This window comes from Rhodococcus sp. 06-462-5 (genome assembly GCF_002258315.1).
Classification (GTDB): Bacteria; Actinomycetota; Actinomycetes; order Mycobacteriales; family Mycobacteriaceae; genus Rhodococcoides.
On record NZ_NOYD01000037.1, the window covers coordinates 59,869 to 78,526 of the forward strand.

At 64.2% G+C, this 18,658-nt stretch carries 21 protein-coding genes; 13 read left to right on the forward strand and 8 right to left on the reverse strand.

What is annotated here, in order from left to right:
- Nucleotides 1-128 precede the first annotated feature (128 nt).
- From CH251_RS17020 to CH251_RS17060, 9 genes are all read left to right on the forward strand, one after another.
- Nucleotides 129-1,346, forward strand: a complete 1,218-nt coding sequence (locus tag CH251_RS17020) for an EAL domain-containing protein (RefSeq protein ID WP_256979135.1) — start codon at nucleotides 129-131, stop codon at nucleotides 1,344-1,346.
- 92 nt (nucleotides 1,347-1,438) lie between these two features.
- Nucleotides 1,439-2,983, forward strand: coding sequence for a sodium:alanine symporter family protein (locus CH251_RS17025; RefSeq protein WP_094614199.1), 1,545 nt, complete (start codon nucleotides 1,439-1,441; stop codon nucleotides 2,981-2,983).
- A 142-nt stretch (nucleotides 2,984-3,125) separates the two neighbouring features.
- Entirely contained in the window at nucleotides 3,126-4,112 is a 987-nt protein-coding gene (locus CH251_RS17030; protein WP_218828312.1) for a fumarylacetoacetate hydrolase family protein, read from the forward strand.
- Nucleotides 4,109-5,233 carry an FAD-dependent monooxygenase gene (locus CH251_RS17035; RefSeq protein WP_094614200.1) on the forward strand — a complete coding sequence of 375 codons (1,125 nt, stop codon included), beginning with the start codon at nucleotides 4,109-4,111 and terminating at the stop codon, nucleotides 5,231-5,233. The genes CH251_RS17030 and CH251_RS17035 overlap by 4 nt, the downstream gene beginning before the upstream one ends.
- On the forward strand, nucleotides 5,233-6,249 hold the full coding sequence (locus CH251_RS17040) for an amidohydrolase family protein (protein WP_094614201.1): 1,017 nt from the start codon (nucleotides 5,233-5,235) through the stop codon (nucleotides 6,247-6,249). Before CH251_RS17035 ends, CH251_RS17040 begins: the two co-directional genes overlap by 1 nt.
- Nucleotides 6,246-7,184: a VOC family protein gene (locus tag CH251_RS17045; protein ID WP_094614202.1), complete on the forward strand. Its 939-nt coding sequence runs from the start codon at nucleotides 6,246-6,248 to the stop codon at nucleotides 7,182-7,184. Before CH251_RS17040 ends, CH251_RS17045 begins: the two co-directional genes overlap by 4 nt.
- A complete protein-coding gene (locus tag CH251_RS17050) occupies nucleotides 7,181-8,152 on the forward strand; it encodes a fumarylacetoacetate hydrolase family protein (RefSeq protein ID WP_094614203.1) in 972 nt (323 codons plus the stop codon). The genes CH251_RS17045 and CH251_RS17050 overlap by 4 nt, the downstream gene beginning before the upstream one ends.
- Nucleotides 8,145-8,870 (forward strand): SDR family NAD(P)-dependent oxidoreductase, encoded by a 726-nt coding sequence (locus CH251_RS17055; protein ID WP_094614204.1) that lies wholly within the window; start codon nucleotides 8,145-8,147, stop codon nucleotides 8,868-8,870. Before CH251_RS17050 ends, CH251_RS17055 begins: the two co-directional genes overlap by 8 nt.
- Entirely contained in the window at nucleotides 8,867-9,844 is a 978-nt protein-coding gene (locus CH251_RS17060) for a cyclase family protein (RefSeq protein WP_094614205.1), read from the forward strand. Before CH251_RS17055 ends, CH251_RS17060 begins: the two co-directional genes overlap by 4 nt.
- Here CH251_RS17060 and CH251_RS17065 read toward each other — a convergent pair.
- Complete coding sequence (locus CH251_RS17065) at nucleotides 9,837-10,784, reverse strand: LysR family transcriptional regulator (protein ID WP_094614206.1); 948 nt, start codon at nucleotides 10,782-10,784, stop codon at nucleotides 9,837-9,839. The two genes, CH251_RS17060 and CH251_RS17065, sit on opposite strands and share 8 nt — an antisense overlap.
- Nucleotides 10,785-10,849: 65 nt before the next feature.
- Complete coding sequence (locus CH251_RS17070; protein ID WP_094614207.1) at nucleotides 10,850-12,043, reverse strand: MFS transporter; 1,194 nt, start codon at nucleotides 12,041-12,043, stop codon at nucleotides 10,850-10,852.
- 166 nt (nucleotides 12,044-12,209) lie between these two features.
- Between CH251_RS17070 and CH251_RS17075 the strand changes: the two genes are divergently transcribed.
- Entirely contained in the window at nucleotides 12,210-12,842 is a 633-nt protein-coding gene (locus CH251_RS17075; protein ID WP_094614236.1) for a GyrI-like domain-containing protein, read from the forward strand.
- A 13-nt stretch (nucleotides 12,843-12,855) separates the two neighbouring features.
- Entirely contained in the window at nucleotides 12,856-14,127 is a 1,272-nt protein-coding gene (locus CH251_RS17080; protein WP_094614237.1) for an MFS transporter, read from the forward strand.
- 15 nt (nucleotides 14,128-14,142) lie between these two features.
- Here the strand turns inward: CH251_RS17080 and CH251_RS17085 are convergent, their stop codons facing one another.
- The 5 genes from CH251_RS17085 to CH251_RS17105 all read right to left on the reverse strand — a co-directional run bounded on the left by CH251_RS17085 (nucleotide 14,143) and on the right by CH251_RS17105 (nucleotide 16,885).
- Nucleotides 14,143-14,565 carry a VOC family protein gene (locus tag CH251_RS17085; protein WP_094614238.1) on the reverse strand — a complete coding sequence of 141 codons (423 nt, stop codon included), beginning with the start codon at nucleotides 14,563-14,565 and terminating at the stop codon, nucleotides 14,143-14,145.
- Nucleotides 14,566-14,663: 98 nt separating this feature from the next.
- Nucleotides 14,664-14,957: a transcriptional regulator gene (locus CH251_RS17090; RefSeq protein WP_094614208.1), complete on the reverse strand. Its 294-nt coding sequence runs from the start codon at nucleotides 14,955-14,957 to the stop codon at nucleotides 14,664-14,666.
- Nucleotides 14,954-15,373, reverse strand: a complete 420-nt coding sequence (locus CH251_RS17095) for a hypothetical protein (RefSeq protein ID WP_094614209.1) — start codon at nucleotides 15,371-15,373, stop codon at nucleotides 14,954-14,956. The genes CH251_RS17090 and CH251_RS17095 overlap by 4 nt, the downstream gene beginning before the upstream one ends.
- Nucleotides 15,374-15,423: 50 nt before the next feature.
- Nucleotides 15,424-15,714 carry a hypothetical protein gene (locus CH251_RS17100; RefSeq protein WP_094614210.1) on the reverse strand — a complete coding sequence of 97 codons (291 nt, stop codon included), beginning with the start codon at nucleotides 15,712-15,714 and terminating at the stop codon, nucleotides 15,424-15,426.
- Nucleotides 15,715-15,733: 19 nt separating this feature from the next.
- Nucleotides 15,734-16,885, reverse strand: a complete 1,152-nt coding sequence (locus tag CH251_RS17105) for an FAD-binding oxidoreductase (RefSeq protein WP_094614211.1) — start codon at nucleotides 16,883-16,885, stop codon at nucleotides 15,734-15,736.
- A gap of 81 nt (nucleotides 16,886-16,966) precedes the next feature.
- On the opposite strand from CH251_RS17105, the gene CH251_RS17110 reads away from it, so the two are divergent.
- Complete coding sequence (locus CH251_RS17110; RefSeq protein WP_094614212.1) at nucleotides 16,967-17,530, forward strand: dihydrofolate reductase family protein; 564 nt, start codon at nucleotides 16,967-16,969, stop codon at nucleotides 17,528-17,530.
- Nucleotides 17,531-17,546: 16 nt separating this feature from the next.
- Here the strand turns inward: CH251_RS17110 and CH251_RS17115 are convergent, their stop codons facing one another.
- Nucleotides 17,547-17,843 (reverse strand): DUF503 domain-containing protein, encoded by a 297-nt coding sequence (locus CH251_RS17115; protein WP_032398151.1) that lies wholly within the window; start codon nucleotides 17,841-17,843, stop codon nucleotides 17,547-17,549.
- A 104-nt stretch (nucleotides 17,844-17,947) separates the two neighbouring features.
- Between CH251_RS17115 and CH251_RS17120 the strand changes: the two genes are divergently transcribed.
- Nucleotides 17,948-18,622 carry a GntR family transcriptional regulator gene (locus CH251_RS17120; RefSeq protein ID WP_094614239.1) on the forward strand — a complete coding sequence of 225 codons (675 nt, stop codon included), beginning with the start codon at nucleotides 17,948-17,950 and terminating at the stop codon, nucleotides 18,620-18,622.
- Nucleotides 18,623-18,658 lie beyond the last annotated feature (36 nt).

The window sequence follows — 18,658 nt, forward strand, 5'->3', positions numbered from 1 at the left end:
GACCGCAGTCGGGTGTCGACATCTCGGTGCGGTCGGGCATGATGATGCCCCGGGTGGGGACCGATCGATCAGTATCGAGGGAGGGTCCACCCATGCATCGACATTCGACGAGTGCCGACATTTCGCCGATGTCGATCGATATCACGTCGGTCTACCAGCCGATCGTCACGCTGGACGGACGCGCCGTCGTGGGGTACGAAGCGTTGGTACGGACCTGCGGAGACGGCGCGCCTGTTCCGCCGCCGGAACTGTTGGGCGTGGCACGGGCACAGGGCGTCACTGCCGATTTCGATTGGCGGTGCCGACTCAGCGCGTTGCGCGGTGCCTTCGAGTCCGGCTATCCCGACCAGCTCGCACTGTTCGTCAATGCCGAACCCATCGCCCTCGATGCGCCGCCTCCTCGGGACTGCCTACCGATTCTCGCGGATGCGTCGCGGCTGTCCATCATCGTGGAGATCACCGAGCGAGACCTGATGGGTGATCCGGCCGGTCTGCTGAGGGCGGCCGAACACGCTCGAAACCTGGGGTGGCGAGTCGCCATCGACGATGTGGGGGCAGATTCTTCCAGCCTCGCGCTGATACCACTGCTGCGTCCCGACGTGATCAAGCTGGACATGGCACTCGTGCAGGGGCGTTCGAGCAACGAGACCGCCGCCATCGTTGCCGCCGTTGCGGCCGAGGCCGAACGCACCGGTGCCCTGGTTCTGGCCGAGGGAATCGAAACCGAGTTCCACGAGAATTGTGCGCGCGCCATGGGTGCCGTTCTGGGGCAGGGTTACCTCTACGGCGCACCGGAGGCTCTCCCGGATTTCGGTGAGGTGCTCGGGCCGGTCCGTTCGCTCGATCTGAATGGAACGGTGACCGTTCGTGCTCCCGTGGCGGTCACGCCGTACGGGCTCACCCATGCTCTCGGTGCCCGCAGGCACGCGGATTCGACATTGCTCGACGCCATCGAGAACAGTCTGCTGCACAGTGCGTACGGCACCGGTTCCTCGACCGTCGTACTGGCGACGGTGAGCGCGTCCACCGGCCTGACGCCTGCCCGCGAGGCGATCTTCGAAGACCTTGCTGCACGTACCGCGCTGATGGCCGTCTTCGACTCGCATGCCGCGCCGCCCGCTGCCGGCTTCCGGACCGTGGTCGTGGGCGCGGACGAACCGTTGGCACTGGAACGTTCGATCGTGATCGTGGCTCCGATGTCGAGCGTGGCGCTCATCGCGGTCGAGCGAGGAGCGGCCGAGGACGGCACCCCGATGTATGACTACCGCCTCACCTACGACCGTCATGTCGTACTGGATGCTGCAACGGTGCTTCTGAGACGGATACCGGCCAGATCTGCGATGTGAGTCCGCGGGCTCCTCGTCAAGATCAAGTAAATTGTTGCCCGAAATTCGGTAAATCACGTCTTCGGCCGTCCCTGTGCTGTTCACTCGAAGCCATGAGCTCTCACCCCCTCGCAACCGATCTATTGGCCGCGGACGGAGGCACGATCAGCTCCATCGAGACGGCGATCAACAATGCCTTCGATCCGATCTCCGCTGCCGTGTCGAACGTCGTCTTCTTCACCGTGAATATCGGTGGGGCCGCTGTTCCATTGATCGTCCTGTGGCTCATCGTCGGAGCCGTCGTCTTCACGGTGGCGTTCAAGTTCATCCAGGTCCGCGGAATCAAGAGAGCGTTGATTCTGGTCAGCGGCAAGGAGGACGAGGCAGACGCGCCAGGAGAAGTCAGCCACTTCAGAGCCCTCACCGCCGCGGTGTCCGGAACCGTCGGGCTCGGCAACATCGCCGGTGTCGCCGTCGCAGTGACGCTCGGTGGCCCCGGCGCGACGCTGTGGATGATCCTCGCCGGCTTGCTGGGTATGGCATCGAAGTTCGTCGAGTGCACGCTCGGTGTGAAGTACCGAGACATCAACGACGACGGCACCGTCTCCGGTGGGCCGATGAAATACCTGACCAAGGGCCTCGCGGAGCGGGGACTCGCCAAGGTCGGCAAGGTCATGGCCGTCTTCTACGCCATCGTCATCACGTTCTTCGCCATCAGCGGCGGCAACATGTTCCAGGCCAATCAGACCTACGCGCAGGTCCGTTCGGTCACCGGCGGTGACGACGGATTCCTCGGCTCGGACGGAGCCAAGGCCGTCTTCGGTATCGTCATCGCACTGATCATCGGACTGGTCATCATCGGCGGCATGAAGTCGATCTCGGCGGTCACCGCCAAGCTCGTGCCGACCATGGCGTTGATCTACATCGTCGCGTGCGGCGTCGTCATCGCCGTCAACTTCCGTTCGGTTCCCACGGCGTTCACCGCGATCTTCGAGGGTGCGTTCTCGCCCGAAGGTGTGGCCGGCGGTGTACTCGGCGTCATGATCATCGGATTCCAGCGCGCCGCGTTCTCGAACGAGGCCGGACTGGGTTCGGCGGCCATCGCGCACTCGGCAGTCAAGACCAGGCATCCGGTCACCGAGGGCTTCGTGGCCATGCTCGAACCCTTCATCGACACGGTCGTCATCTGTACCGCGACGGCACTGACCATCGTGATCGCCAATACCGTCACCTGGCAGGACCAACGGGCGATCGTCGCCGAGACGGGCGAGCTTCCCGCCGGAGGTGTCACCCTCACCTCCGACGCTTTCGAGACCGTGCTGCCGTGGTTCCCGTACATACTGACGGTTGCTGTCGCGCTGTTCGCGCTGTCCACCGCCATCACCTGGGCCTACTACGGCCTGCAGGCGTGGACGTCACTGTTCGGCCGCAGCCGCCTGTCGCGCAGCTTCTTCAACATCATGTTCTGCGTGTTCACCGTCATCGGAACCGTGCTGTCGCTCGGCTCGGTGCTCGACTTCGCCGACGCCACCCTGTTCCTGCTGGCGTTGGTCAACATCACGGGCCTGTACCTGCTGTTGCCCGTGGTCAAGCGTGAACTCTCCGAGTACCTGGCGATGCGCCGGGGCGAGCCGGACAAGGTCGACGTCGAGGTGTGACGGGTCGTTCGAACCGAATCGACGAGACTGGGCAGTATCAGTCTCGTCGATTTCGGGTATCAGGTATATCTCTTTGACTGATGTCCCGTAGTGCTCGACAGTGGTGGTAGTCACATACACGCCACAACGAAAGTCGGCCTTCGTGGACATTTCAACGATCTCTCTCCCCACCTTCGCGGTCGGTACCGCTGCAACCGGCGGCAAGCCGCACGCCGTTCTACTGAACAACGGTCGGCTGCTCGATCTCGACTCGGTGGCCGATCGGCTCGGCCTCTCGGCACCCGTCACGACCCGCGATCTGCTCGACGTCTGGGATCGGGTACTGCCGGTCCTGCGTTCGTTCGACGATGCAGACGGACAATGGACCGACGCCTCCGATGCCACGGTGCACGCGCCGGTCGAACCCCGCCAGATTCTGCAGGCCGGAGCCAACTACCGCACTCACGTCATCGATCTCGCGGTCAAACATGCCGACACAGCCGACGGCAGGACCGAGGACGAGGTTCGCGCCGAGACCGCGGCCATGATGGACAAGCGTGCGGCGGAGGGCGATCCGTATTTCTTCGTCGGGTTGCCCTCGGCGATCACCGGCCCGTACGACGAGGTCGTCCTGCCTCCAGGCACGTCCAAGAACGACTGGGAGCTCGAACTCGTTGCCGTCGTGGGACGTTCGGGCTACCGTCTTGATCCGTCCGAGGCTCTCGACGTGATCGCCGGCTACACGATTGCAAACGACCTGACCACACGTGAGTTGGTGTTCCGGCGCGATATGCCCGAAATCGGCACCGACTGGCTGCGGGCGAAGAACGCACCGGGCTTTCTGCCACTCGGTCCGTGGATCGTGCCGAAGGACGACGCGGGCGACGTCGCGCAGATGCGGCTGACCCTCGAACTCGACGGCACGACAATGCAGGACGAATCCACCGAGGACATGCTCTTCGACGTGGCCGCGCTTGTCGCTGCCGTCTCACAGACGGTACGACTGCTTCCCGGCGACCTCGTTCTGACGGGCAGTCCGGCCGGCAACGGAATGCACTGGGGTCGATTGCTGCGCGACGGCGACGTGATGACCTCCACCATCACCGGTCTCGGCTACCAGCAGACACCGGTCGTGGGAAGCGCATCATGACGTCGGTGTTGGTCATCGGAGCCGGAATTGCAGGGTCGGCAGTGAGCATCGCACTGGCTCGCGGCGGAGCGTCCGTGGACGTCGTCGAGGCCGCGCCACGGTCGAGCGCGAGCGGATCCGGGATCACGCTGCAGGGCAACGCGTTGCGCGCACTGCGAGAGCTCGGCGTCTGGGACGACGTTCGGGCCTGCGGCTACGGATTCGACACCATCGGGATCCGCGCCCCCGACGCCGACGGCACTGTCATCGTCGAGATGGACGACGCCCGCACCGGTGGGCCGGATCTTCCGGCCGGAATGGGTATGGAACGACCCGTCCTCGCCGGAATACTGCACGAGGCTGCCGAACGCGCGGGAGCGAAGATTCGATTCGACACTGTCGCGGATGGATTGGCGCACAGCCGAACCGGTACTTCGGTCACGTTCTCGGACGGCACCGAGAGCCACTACGACCTGGTGATCGGCGCGGACGGGGTGCGGTCGTGGACGCGCCGAACACTCGGGATCGAACTCGAGACCGAGCGCACCGGAATGGGTATCTGGCGTCTGGTCGGACCACGTCCGTCAAGCGTCATGCGCACCGAGCTCTATTACGGCGGAGCAGCTTTCATTGCCGGCTACTGCCCGACCGGTGAGGACTCGCTGTACGCCTACGTCGTCGAGGCCGCGCAGGACCACACGCATTCGACGGCAGAGGAACGCCTCGCGGTGATGCAGAACCTGGCCGCGCAGTATCACGGGCCCTGGGACGAGATCAGGGAGCAACTGCGAGATTCCACGAAGATCAACTACACCTGGTTCGAGAGTCACGTCCTCGAAGGACGGTGGCATCGAGGACGCGTCGTGCTGATCGGCGATGCGGCACATTGCTGCCCACCCACCGTCGCTCAGGGCGGGGCGCAAGCGCTCGAGGACGCGTTGGTGCTCGCCGAGATGGTGCTCGCCGCAGGCACCGTCGACGACGCGGTTCTCGATGCCTTCGTCGCGCGCCGGCTACCCCGTGCGAAACAGGTGGTGGAGGCCTCACGGCAGATCTGTACCTGGATGCTCGAGTGCGATCCCCGCGCCGACGTACCCGCCGTGATGGCGCGTGTGTCCGCACTCGTCACCGAGGTGCCCTGATGCATCCGATCATCGACGTCCACGCACATGCCATCGTTCCCGAGGTCGAGGCCGTGGTAGCGGGTCACCCCGGCCTGGCCGCGCACCGCGCACTCGATGCGCTGCGCAACGGTGCCGAGTCGCAGCAGGTTTCGGGCCGGATGGTGGCATCGAGGATTCCGCAGCTCACTTCGATCGATCGACGGCTCGCGGACATGGATGCCGCAGGAATCGACGTTCAGGTGGTGTCTCCCTCGCCCTCGCAGTATCACTACTGGGCCGATCGTGAACTGGCCGAAGTGATGACGGCGAGTGCGAATCGCGGAATCGCCGCGCTCGTCGCGGAGGAGCCCAGCCGATTGACCGGTCTGGGACTGATCGCACTGCAACACCCGGACGCAGCCGTCGATGCGCTCGACGATGCTGTGCTCACCTGTGGGCTCGCCGGTGTGGAAATATCCTCGTTCGCACCGGGTGTGGAGCTGTCGGACGAACGTCTCGAGCCGTTCTGGAGCCGAGCCGCGCACCTGGGTGCAGTGGTTTTTCTGCACCCGTTCGGATGTTCGCTGGACGAGCGCCTGGACAAGTTCTACCTGTCCAACACCGTGGGGCAGCCGGTGGAGAACGCGGTCGCCCTGTCTCATCTGATCTTCTCCGGTGTACTCGATCGCCACCCGGGCCTGAGAGTCGTTGCCGCGCACGGCGGCGGATACCTCCCCACGTACCTGGGCAGATCCGACCATGCGTGGCGGGTTCGACCCGAGGCACGGCGCTGTGCGCTCCCACCGAGCGACTATCTCGGGCGCATCGCGTTCGACAGCCTCGTCCACGGACCCGGTGCGTTGCGTGCGCTGATCGATGCCGTGGGACCACAGTCCGTGGTTCTCGGCTCGGACTACCCGTTCGACATGGGCAACGAAAACCCGGTCGCCGAGCTACACGCGGCCGAGCTCTCGACCGACGTCACCCGATCCATTCTCAGCGGCAACGCCGATCGCCTCGGATTGTCGCCCGCATCAACAGGAGTGAACTCATGAACGACTACGCTTTCACGCACCTCCGTCATGTCGATCTCGCCGTACCGGACTTCGACAAGCAGCTCGATTTCTACACTCGTCAGTGGGGGCTGACCGCGGTCGGAACCGACGGCGACATCACGTATCTCGCAGCCGAAGGTTCGCCCGAGCAGTACGTGGTGCGGATCCGCAAGGATTCCGACAAGCGACTCGACCTGGTGTCCTACGGGATGTCGGACGCCGCAGCGGTGGACGACTTGGCAGAGCGTCTCGCGGTGGGAGGAGTGCAGTTGGTGAACGAGCCGAACCTCCTGCAGACCATGGGCGGCGGATACGGGTTCCGATTCTTCGACATCGACGGTAGGACGATCGAGGTGAGCTCCGACGTCGCGGTGCGCCGTCATCGCAAAGTCGAAGAGGGCGAATCCATTCCGGTCAAACTCTCGCACGTGGTCCTGAACTCGCCCGACCCCGAGAAGACCGTGGAGTTCTACGACAAGTGGTTCGGCTTCAAGCTTTCCGACACCCTGATGCATCCACGGATGGGCAACATGATGTGGTTCCTGCGCACCAACGCGCAGCACCACAGCATGGCCGTCGCGCGCGGACCGCACGTCTCACTGCACCACGCGTCCTTCGAGCTGCGTGGGCTCGACGAATACATGCGCGGCACCGGCCGGATGCTGAGGGCGGGGGTGGAGAAGATCTGGGGCCCCGGCCGTCACCAGGCCGGAAACAACACTTTCTCCTACTTTCTCGATCCCAACGGAAACACCATGGAGTACACCACCGAACTCGAGACTCTCGACGAGGACACGTGGCATCCCCATCTGCTCGACTTCTCGCTGCCGGAGGTGTCCGACCAGTGGGGCACCGCGAATGCGATGAACGAATTCGTTGCCACCAGATCCTTCAACGATCCGGACAAGGGCCTCTTCGTGGCGCCGCCGGCATGATGCTCGCAAGTTACGTTCACGGCGGCGAGGCGACGGCCGGCGTCGTCGCCGACGGAATGGTCCACTCGTTGGACCGCACCATGGCCGAGTTGCTCGCGGGCGGCCTGCCCGCGGCGCTCGAGGCAGGAGCGCGGGCGGTCGAAGCACACGGAGTGCCGGTAGCGAACGTTCGCCTCCTTGCACCGTTGCAGCCGTCCACCATTCGAGACTTCGTGACGTTCGAGGAACACGTCGAGGGAGTACGCCGCAGCGTCGACGGTCAGGCCGGTGTGGTCGACGCGTGGTACGAGGCACCTCGGTTCTACTTCACCAACCCGTACACGGTGCACGGGACCGGCGATACCGTTCGTCCCCCCGAAGCATGTGTCGATCTCGACTTCGAGTTGGAAGTCGCTGCGGTGGTGGGCAAATCGGGATCCAGCGTGTCCGTGGACGATGCCGGTGGGCACATTTTCGGATACACCATCCTCAACGACTGGTCGGCTCGCGACATTCAACGGCGCGAGATGCAGGTGAGTCTGGGGCCTGCGAAGGGCAAGGATTTCGCCAACACGCTCGGTCCCTGGATCGTCACGGCCGACGAGTTCGACGCGTATCGCACCGAGGACGGATCCTTCGAGGTCGGCTGCTCGGTGAAGGTCAACGGTGAGGAAATCGGACGTGATTCGCTTGCGAACATGGGGTGGACCTTCGAGTCCATGCTGGCCTACGCTTCCCGCGATTCCTGGGTCCATCCGGGGGACGTGCTGGGCAGTGGAACCGTCGGCAACGGTGGGTGTCTGGCCGAACTGTGGGGTCGCAGGGGACGGAGCCCCGAGCCTCTGGCCTTCGGGGACGTGGTGACGATGACGGTCGACGGAATCGGATCGATCACCAACACCGTCGGCCGACCGCGATCGACGCCGCGCGTGCCGCCGGCGAGGCGCCCCGATCGTGAGCAGAATCGAGCACGGACGAGTCATGTCTGATCTGACGGGTCGGGTGGTCGTGGTCACCGGTGCCGACGGAGGCATCGGACGGGCCGTGGCCGCGTGCGCGCAGGACCACGGCGCGACGGTCGTCGGGGTGGACCAGGCGAGCGGATTCGATGTGACGAGCGAGCAGGATTGGGTCGCGCTGATGGACTCGATCGACGGCCCCGTACACGGGCTGGTGAACTGCGCGGGCATCACGTGGCGATCCCGACTCGCGCACGTGCGGTCCGACGACATGGCGAGGATCTATTCGGTGAACGTGATCGGTACCCTGCTGGCTGTCCAGGCCGTCGGTGCACGAATGCCCTCGGGCAGTTCGATCGTGAACGTGGGATCGCTTGCGGCACTGACCGCGCACTACCCGGTGGCCTACACGGCCGCCAAATGGGCAGTGCGCGGATTGACCAAGGCTGCTGCCCTCGAATGGGGATCACGAGGTGTGCGAGTGAACATCGTGCATCCGGGATTCATCGATACCGCGATGACCCGCTCGGCTCCCGGGTTCTTTCGCGAGGCCTCGATCGCGGAGACTCCGTTGGGTCGAGCAGGCGAACCAGAGGAAGTTGCGCGAGTCGCTGTGTTCCTTCTCGGCGACGAATCGTCGTTCGTCACGGGTGCGGAAATCCCCGTCGACGGCGGCGCGAGTTCGCACGGCGGCGTCAAATCCATCGCGGATGCGCTCCGCGTCGACAATCGAAAGGAAGCGACATGAGCGATGTTTCGCTCGATCGAACCGATCCCGAAGGTGAGATCGCCATCGCGGCTGCACGAAACTCGAACTGGGGCAGATGGGGTGAGAGCGACGTCCGGGGAACCATGAACTTCCTCACCGACGAAATACGCAGCGATGCAGCGAGTCTCGTCCGCTCCGGCGTGTCGTTCTCGCTGTCCCAGAGCTTCGACATGGACGGCCCTCAGCGCGGCTGGCGGCGGCGAACCAATCCGGTCCACACGATGCTCGACACCGGTACCGACGCCGTCAGCGGAATTCAGGGCTTCCCGCACGGACTGGGGGGAGCGGACGACGTGGTGTCGATGCCCCTGCAGTGCTCGACGCAATGGGACGGGCTGGGGCACATCTTCGATCACGGCAAGGCATGGAACGGACGCGATGCCGACAAGGTCGTCACCTCGCTCGGCGATGCAGTGACCGGAATCGAAACCGTCGCCAACGGCATCGTCGGACGCGGAGTCCTGCTCGATGTGGGCCGGCACTGCGGTGAAAGCGGGGAACTACCCGACGGATTCGCGATCACCACAGCGCATCTGGAGGCCACCATCGAAGCACAGGGACCATCGTCGACGGTCCGGCGTGGAGATCTTGTGTTGGTCCGCACCGGGCAGCTCACCCGCGCGCGCCGCTGCGGTTGGGGTGAGTACGCGGGCGGTCCGGCACCGGGTCTGTCGATCACCACAGCAGACTGGTTGCACGACAGCGAGATTGCCGGAATCGCGACCGATACCTGGGGATTCGAGGTTCGGCCGAACGAGTTCGACGTGGCGTTCCAGCCGCTGCACCAGGTGGCGATTCCCAACATCGGCTTGTTCCTCGGCGAGATGTGGGACCTCGATGCCCTGGCGGAGCATAGTGCGGGGGACGGCAGGTACGAGTTCTTCCTCACCGCCGCACCGATTCCGGTGACGGGTGCGGTGGGGGCACCGGTCAATCCGATAGCCGTCAAGTAGGCCAGGGGACGTCGGGCTCGTCGGTGGCCATCGAGGCTGCTCGAGTGACCAGATCGCGGAGAAACAGGTGTTCGGGATCCCGCTCGTAGACCGGATGCCACCACATGGCCTCCACCAGTTCCCCGACGTCGACGGGGCAGGCGACGGTCCGGAGCCCGACGTTCAACGGCAGCAAGTGAACCAAGCGCTCCTGCAGCAGCGCAATTCGCTTGCTGCCGACGACGAGTTGGGGCACTGTGAGGAAGCTTTCGGTGATCACCTGCACGGTCGGCTCGATCCCGAGCATGCGCAACTGGCGCGCAGCAGGCGTCGATGCGGTTTGACCGTGATAGACCACGACCCAGGGCGATGTTCTCAGATCGTCCGTCGTCATCGATTCGCCCACGTCGTCGTTGTCGGACGAGAGCACCATCACCCAGCGGTCCCGGTACAGATCCTGGTGGGGGAGATCGGTGACGAATCCGTGGGGAACCAGCATGAGGTCGGATCCGAGCAAGGAATGCTCGGCGCGGGCAACCAGGTCCGGACTGGTGGGGCCGAATCGTAAACGCGCTCGGGGTGCGGCCTCGGCGAACAGACCTGCCAGTGTGTCACCCAGAACTCCGATTCCGTAGTCGCTCACCAGAATACTGAATTCGCGAGTACTCTCCGCCGGGTCGAAATCAGGCTGTGCGGAGAAGACGCGTTCAACCCCGTCGAGGGCGAGGCGCACACGTTGCCGTAGCTCGGCAGCCAAGGGACTCAGGTGGTATTCGTTGCCCACGCGGTAGAGCAGGTTGTCGTCGAAATGCCTGCGCAGCCGGCCGAGTGCGGCCGACAGCGCAGGCTGACTCAAGCCCAGTTGATTCGCAGCCTTCGTCACGCTGCGATGCTGAAGCAGAGCATCGAGTGAGACGAGAAGGTTGAGATCCAGATTGGCGACACTGTGCACTTCCCGCATGGCGCAAGCCTATCTCCGCTCGACTACGTGAAGCAGCGGGTTCGGTATATGGGGCGCAGCGGATGTCACGGTTGCAGTGACAGTTTCCGTATGCTCTGCGAACTACGGAGGAGGAGCGCGGTGAGCACTGCCATAACTCCCAAAGCTGCGAGGGCTGCGGTCAATCCGCCCAATGCGAGCGCACAGGCGAGAACCACGAGCGGGCTGAGGAACTGCCCCAGAAAGATCGATGCGGTGAATGCTCCTGTACCGCGTGCGCGTTGCGCGAACTCGAGCTCACCGATCACCCACATCAGCAGGGTCGGCAGCAGCATTCCCGATCCGGCCGAGGCAACGATTCCTCCGGCGGCAACCACCGCTGCACTCGGGGCAAGCCCCACGACCACCAGTCCCACACCGGCGACCCCGAAGGCTATGGGCAGCAATACTTTCGGGCCACGTTCGGAGATCCGTCCGAACACGAAGGCAGACGCCGCGGTCGCTACCGCGACGATGGCGCTGATCGCACCGATCGTCCCCGGGTTGTCGATACCGACGTCGTCGAGTTTGAGCGGTATCTGGACGATCGGTGTGTAGAAGACGGCCCCGCCGAACAAGGTGACGGTCAGTGGCAAGGCAAGGGGACGCCATGCGAGGCCGTGCACCGTGCCGGACTCCGTGTCTGCGTTCGGTTGCCACAGCGCGAACGGCACGATGACGGCGAAGACGACGCCCACCGAGTAGAGCCAGAAGGGGGTCCGCCACGTGTCCTGCGCCAACGCCCCACCGAGTGCGATGAAGACGACTGCCGACAACGAGGTGAACGCAATCTGCAGCCCGAAGTATCGAGCCCGCTGTTTCCCCGTGAAGTAGTCGGCGATCAGGGTGGTGCAGCACGTCATGATCCCGGCTTCCGCAATTCCCACCCCGAGACGGGAGAGGACGATGAGCGGCAGAGAATCGAGCAGAAGCGGTGCTGTGCCGCACACGGAATACAGAATGAGGGCAACGGTGAGTAGCCGTATGCGACCGAGGCTGTCCGCGATTCGTCCCGCCGAGAACGCGAGAAGACCGATCATCAGCGCTGGAGCGGTGATCGTGAGTGGCACGAGCGCATTCACGCCTGTGGTCTCGGAGAAGTGCTCGAGCATCTGCGGTTGCAGCGGCGCGAGCAGAACAGCCCCGAGAACGGGTAGGCAGCTCATCGATACGAGCAACAGCCCGTGGCTGCGGCCGGCCTGCCTTTCGGTGGACTCGAGTCTGGATCCAAGGTGTGTCATCTGCCATCTCCAGGAATAGAGTGAGGTGCATCACGGTCGGATCACAGTCTCGGACGCACCGAGCGATCAGGGAAGTCGTGATCGCTGACGGTGGGTATCAGTCGAATCTATGGGGCCGATCGCACTGGACGAGTGCAATCGAGAGCTCGATCGAGGGAGACGAGCGATGAAGGTCGATTTCAAGAAGACGCTCGACGCATATTCGGCGCGGCACAACACCTTTCGTACGCTCGTCGTTCCGCCGCTTACCTATCTGATGATCGACGGACACGGCGATCCGAATACCGCTCCGGAGTACACCGAAGCAATCGGGGCGCTCTACCCCGTGGCCTACGCCTTGAAGTTCGCCAGCAGGAACGACCTCGACCGCGACTACGTCGTCATGCCGCTCGAGGCGTTGTGGTGGGCCGAGAACATGGCCTCGTTCACCACCGAGAGGGACAAGAACAAGTGGAACTGGACGGCCATGATCATGGTGCCCGACTGGATCGACCGCCCGATGTTCGAGGTGGCGAAGGCGTCCGCCGACGCGAAGAGAAACTCGGTTGCGTCGAGCAAAGTTCGATTGGCGACCCTCGACGAGGGACTGTGCGTGCAGACGCTGCATATCGGGTCCTACGACGACGAAACGCCGGTACTCGACGAGCTCCATCACCGATACATCCCCAGTTCTGGATTGACGATGACGGGCAAACATCACGAGATCTACCTGAGCGACGCGCGACGGGTCGAACCCGCGAAGCTGCGCACCATCGTTCGTCAGCCGGTTACGCATTCAGCGGAGTCGGCGTCGCTCTGACACGATGACCGTCATGACCAACGCGGTGCGCCCGGCGTCGTTCACGGCCGGGACCCTCACTCTCCTGGGTGCACTCTATTTCGCGCAGGGACTGCCGTTCGGATTCTTCACCCAGGCCCTGCCGGTGGTACTCCGAGAATCGGGGTTCTCCTTGGTGAAGATCAGCGCGACCGGTGTGCTGTTCCTGCCATGGGCACTCAAGTTTCTCTGGGCACCGTACGTAGATCGGTACGGATCCAGGCGGCGGTGGCTGCTGTCGCTGCAGTGTTCGGCCGCGGCGGTGGCACTGGCGTTGTCGTTCCTCGATCTGTCCTCGACATTGCGCTGGCTGTTCGTCGGCGTCTTCGTCATGAATGCACTCTCTGCGACGCAGGACATCGCAACCGACGGCATCGCGGTGCGTACCCTCACCGCGGCGCAGCGCGGGTTGGGCAACGGTCTTCAGGTCGGTGCCTACCGGATCGGGATGGTGTGCGGTGGCGGACTGCTCTTGTGGCTGTTCACCTTTGCGGGATGGCGGGTGCTGTTCGTTGCGATGGCACTGCTGATCGTGCTGACGACGGTCCCCGTGTGGTGGATGCGCAGACAACTCGACGCGGCCGACGTGGACTCCGATCCTCGAGCCGAGCGCCCGACGCCGGGGCGGCTTGCCGGTGCGTGGTGGTCGCGGCTTCGCAGGCCCGGAATGGTTGCATTCATTTTGCTCATCATCGGCTTCAAGTTCGGGAACTCGATGGGCTCGGCACTGGTGGGGCCGTTCCTGTCGGACAGTGGACTCTCCCTGCCACAGATTGCACTGGTCGAAGGCGGCGTGTCGTCCGTGGCTGCGCTCGGGGGAGCTGCGCTCGGTGCCTGGTTGTCGTTTCGGCACGGACGTCGCCGGGCGCTGCTGGTGGGCGGAGTGAGCCAAACACTGAGCCTCGGGCTGTATGTCGTTGCTTCGCTAGGTGTCGGCGGCTTTCCGCTTCTGGTGACCGCCAACATCACCGAACACGTGCTCGGTGGTGCGGCCACCGTGGCGGTGTTCGCGTTGATGATGGACGCCTCCGAGAAGCGTTTCGCGGGAAGCGATTACACGCTGATGGCGTGCGCGGTCGTCTTCGCGCAAGGAGCTGCCGGAATCGCGGCCGGAGTGGTGGGCGACCTGTTCGGATACACGGCGATGTTCGGTTCCGCGCTCGTCCTGTCCGGTGTCGGCTGCGCATTGTTGTTGGTGGCACTCGATCGAGGCTGGGGGCCCGAAGGTCTCCGACAGGTGGTCCCGCCGAAGACCGTCGTCCGGTAGCGGCGCAAGCCGTACTCAGCTCCCGCTGGGGGATCCGGCGATGTTGACCATCCACTGCACACCGAACCTGTCGGTCAACATGCCGAAGGTGTCGCCCCACGGGGCCTTGTCGAGACCCATGGTGAACTGCGCGTCGACGGCCAACGCGTTCCAGTAGCCCGTCAGTTCGTCCTCCTCGTCGCCGCTGAGCGAGACGCTCATGGTGTTGCCGGGGGTGTGCTCCATCGACGACGGCGTGTCGGCTCCCATCAGAGTGAAGCCGTTCGGGGTGGTCAGCTGGCCGTGCATGATCTTGTCCTGGTCGGCGGGATCCTCGCTGGCGTTGGCCTCGCCGAGAGTGGTGACGGTGAGCTCGCCACCGAAGACCGAACGATAGAACTCCATCGCCTCGCGAGCGTTGTCTCGGAACGAAAGGTAGGGGTTGAGAATGGACATGATCGAAGTCTCCTTCTTCGCTGAACGAGCGGGCTGAACTACGTCGACGGCATCCGTCGAAACGGTAGACACGCACCGGGCGGGAAAGTCATCGCAGAAGATCAGATGGAGGCGTCGGTGTCGGCCAGAATGGCGCGCAGCGCGGCCACGTGACGTCGATACGCCGTTCTACCGTCCTTGGTCAACGACAACCACAGTCTCCGCGAGTCCGTCCGTGATCGCTGCTGCTCGACGTATCCCGCATCGACCAGAGCAGCGACCTGTTTGCTCAACGCCGATGCGCTCAACCCGCTGTGCTCCTTGACGATCGCGAGTTCCACTGTTGTCGCAGCGGCCAGGAGGGCACAGATTCGGAGCCGGTGGGCTGGGTGAATGACCGGATCGAGATCGCTCATCGACGCGTACTGCGGTAGTGCAGGATCGAGCCGATCGAATAGGTTGTCGTTGCCGCGGCCGCGAGCAACACCACCGGCCAGGCCGGTCCGCTGGGATCGCCGACAGCCTGAGCCAGTGCGGCGCAGAACCCCGACAGCGCGACACAGACGAGGAAGCCTCGATCGGTGGGTAAGGCCCATGGCGTCCCCATCCGATATCCGGTGACGACGTTCACCGCGATGATCACCGCGGCGACACCCAGAAACGCGAGCCAGCTGTCGAGAAGGGCGGTCAGTGCGAACATCGCGAGCAGCACGCCGTTGACCGGATACAGCCACACCGGCCACGGAGTGTCTCGTACTGCGCGCTGAACTCGATCGATGTCGTCGAGAGCCGCTCGCGCTTCGCCAGGTGTGGGTTCACCGATGCTTTCCATGGTGGAAACTGTATTGGATAGTTTCCACTATGGCAACAATCTGGCGAGGGTCAGTTCTCGGCCGGCCTCGCCACTTCCGATTCCCATCGGGCCCGTCGCTCGTCGTCCGACTGCTCCCACCACGGTGTTCCTCGCTCGCCGAGGGCGACCTTGGTGGCCTGCACACCTGCACGAGATTCCGGTGCACCGGACGTACGTTTGACCTCCCTGCGCCACGCCATCAGAATCGATCGCAATTCGGCATTGCGATCTTCCGGAATGTCAGGATCCGTTGCGCGCCAACGTCGACCCTTGATGACGATGTAGTGACCATCCTCGGTGTGTTCCGGTTCGTCGGCCATGGGTCCACACTGCCATGTGTCAGCTGCTCAGATACTGCGGCACGGCAATTGCGTCGAGCCCGAGCGCCACGGCGGCACGAGCGGCGACCGGTCCGACCAGATTGCCTGTCCCGTTGTAGCCGCCGAATGCGATCACGGTGTCGTCGACGAAGGTGCACAGCGGCCGCCCATCGGTGGTGAACCCGACGGATGCGGCCCATCGCGCATCAACCGAGACAGGTTCTCCTGCAAACGAAGTCGCGACGGATTCGATGTAGTTCTGCACCTGAGCGGTCGGTTCACCGGACGATGTCCACTCGTCCTCGGCGAACAGGTCACGACCGCCCCCGACGTACAGCCGTCCCGACGCGTCCTGCTGCGCGTAGTCGTACCCCCACCGTCCGTACACGGGGCACGGCAGCCGACCCGGCGTGACGGGTGAGGTGGCGAGCATCTGCAGACGTGCGGTCCGCACCCGGCCGTCGAGCTGGGGGAGTAGCTGTTCGAGGCGACCGTCGACGGCAACGAGAATCAGGCCGCACCGAACCACTCCATTCGGTGTCGTGACCGCTCCTGGCTCGATGGCGGTAGCCGGCGTGTACTCGTACAGTCGCGCTCGGCCCGCGAGAATCGACGCCAACCCGAGCGCGCGACGCGCCGGATTCATCACGGCGTCGTCCGGTAGGAAGATGCCGCTCCCCAACTCGCCGCAATACTGCTCGACGGCAACGTCGTTCTCGCGCAAGCACTGTGCCAGCGCATCGCAGTCCTCCGAGTCGGCGAGTTCGACCGGCGCACCGGGGACTCCCGCGAGCCTGATCGATCCGGTGCGCCGAACTACGTCGGACCCGAGAACCCCTTCCAGAGAGTCGATCTCGGCCAGGGTCGCTCGATACAGATCCACCGCGCACGGACCCCATGTCGCGAGCGCTGTGTGCAGAAAGGTCGCAGGACCACCGAGCAGGAAGCCGCCGTTCCGACCCGCGGCGCCGGCAGCGACCCGCCCTGCGTCGATTCCGATCACATCGAGACCACGATCGAGGAGGTCGGCGACAGCGGCCAGACCCGAGCCTCCCAGGCCGACGACACAGACGTCGGCGGTGCTGTCGCTTGCGAGGGTGGGCAGGCCCGGCCAGCCGGACACGACCGGGTCGTCGTCCCACGCCGGGCGGGACATGTCGCTGGCAATCATCGATCGATCGTATCGACGGATTCGGCGGGCGGATGGTTTACGATTCCGGCACCCGCATCCCAGCACCGGTAAGGACCGTCCATGCGCACTGTGATCGTGACCGCGTTCGTTTCGCTCGACGGTGTGATGGAAGGGCCGGGCGGTGAGGTGGGCTATCGCAACTCCGGGTGGACGTTTCAGGGAATCGAATTCGATCCGGCAGCGTACGAGATCAAAGGACGTGAGCAGGAAGAAGCCACTGCGCTGCTGTTGGGCCGCACCTCGTACGAGGCATTTGCACCGATCTGGCCCACCATGGACGATTTCGCGGGGTACAACGCCATGCCGAGGTACGTGGTGTCGACGACGCTCGAGCAGGACGACTCACGCTGGCCGGCAACCGTTCTGCGCAGTATCGACGACGTTGCCGAGCTCAGGAACTCCGAGGGTGGGCCGATCTCGATACACGGTAGCGCCACCCTGGGCCGAAGTCTCGCCGACGCCGGGCTCGTCGATCGGTACCACCTTCTCGTCTTTCCACTCCTGCTCGGCGCGGGAAAGAGGCTGTTCAGTGAGGCCGACAAGGACACCACGCATCTCGAACTGGTCGAACACGAGGTCTACGGCAACGGAATTCAGAAGCAGGTGTTGGACGTACGTCGATGATCCGGCGGGGCGAGTCTCAGATGTCGTCGCTCCGGATGGTGCGCCGCCGAACGGAGACGAGTTGCAGCTCGGGCCGCGAGGCCGCGACGCGCTCGATTCGGTCGAGGACATCGGTGACGTGGTCGCGATCGCCTGCTACGACGGACGCGCCTATACCTGCTCGCCTGTGCAACTCGCGGTGATCGGTTTCCGCCGCCGACACCGCGAACTTGCGTTGCATTTCGGAGATCACGGGCCGGATCACGGAGCGCTTCTCTTTGAGTGAGTGAACATCTCCGAGAAGGAAGTCGAATTCTATCCATCCAATCCACATATGCCGGACAGTCTACCGCCGGCGGGATACCCGAGCGCCCGGGATTCGACTCGGTGATGCTTCGGATGCGCACCATTCGCCGAACATGTTCGTACACTGGCGTCATGGCTGCACCGGCGGGACATGGTTCATTGCCGCCGAGCCTTGTCGAAATGGCGACTCGCCAGGTCCGATCAGAGGTGCTCAGCGGTGCGCTCGAGCCCGGATCTCGCGTGGTCGAGGAAACCCTGTGCGCGCGCCTCGGGATCAGCCGAGCGCCGGTACGTGAGGCGTTGCGCCTGTTGGCTCAGCAGGGTCTGGTCGAGCATCTGCCACGTCGCGGATTCCGAGTGACGGTATGGTCGGCAGAGGACATTCTCGAACTTTTCGAGCTCCGTCAGGTTCTCGAACGGCATGCGCTCGAGCGTGCGCTTCCGCTCACGTCGTCTCCGGACGGTGCGTTCGCGCCGGTGAGAACGGCGCTCGACGAGATGCGAGACGCCGATGCGCGGGGGGACACCCTGGAGAAGGACGACGCTCACCGGCGTTTCCACGAGGCCATCGTGGCGTTGGCCGGTAGTCGCCAGCTCGATGTGGCGTATGCGCCGATCCTGCTGAAGCTGCAGCTACCGATGGCTCGCAACCTCAGAGAAGAAGCCCGAGTCGCCAATCCGGTCGACGGGATCCGACGTCACGAGTGGTTGCTCGACGCCATCGAATCGAACGAGCTGTCGGTGGCGCTCGCTGCGTTGAAGCAGCACGGCGAGCGGACTTACCTGCATCTCGAGAGTATTTCCTAACAGACTCGAAACACGGCAACAACCTGCAGTAACAGA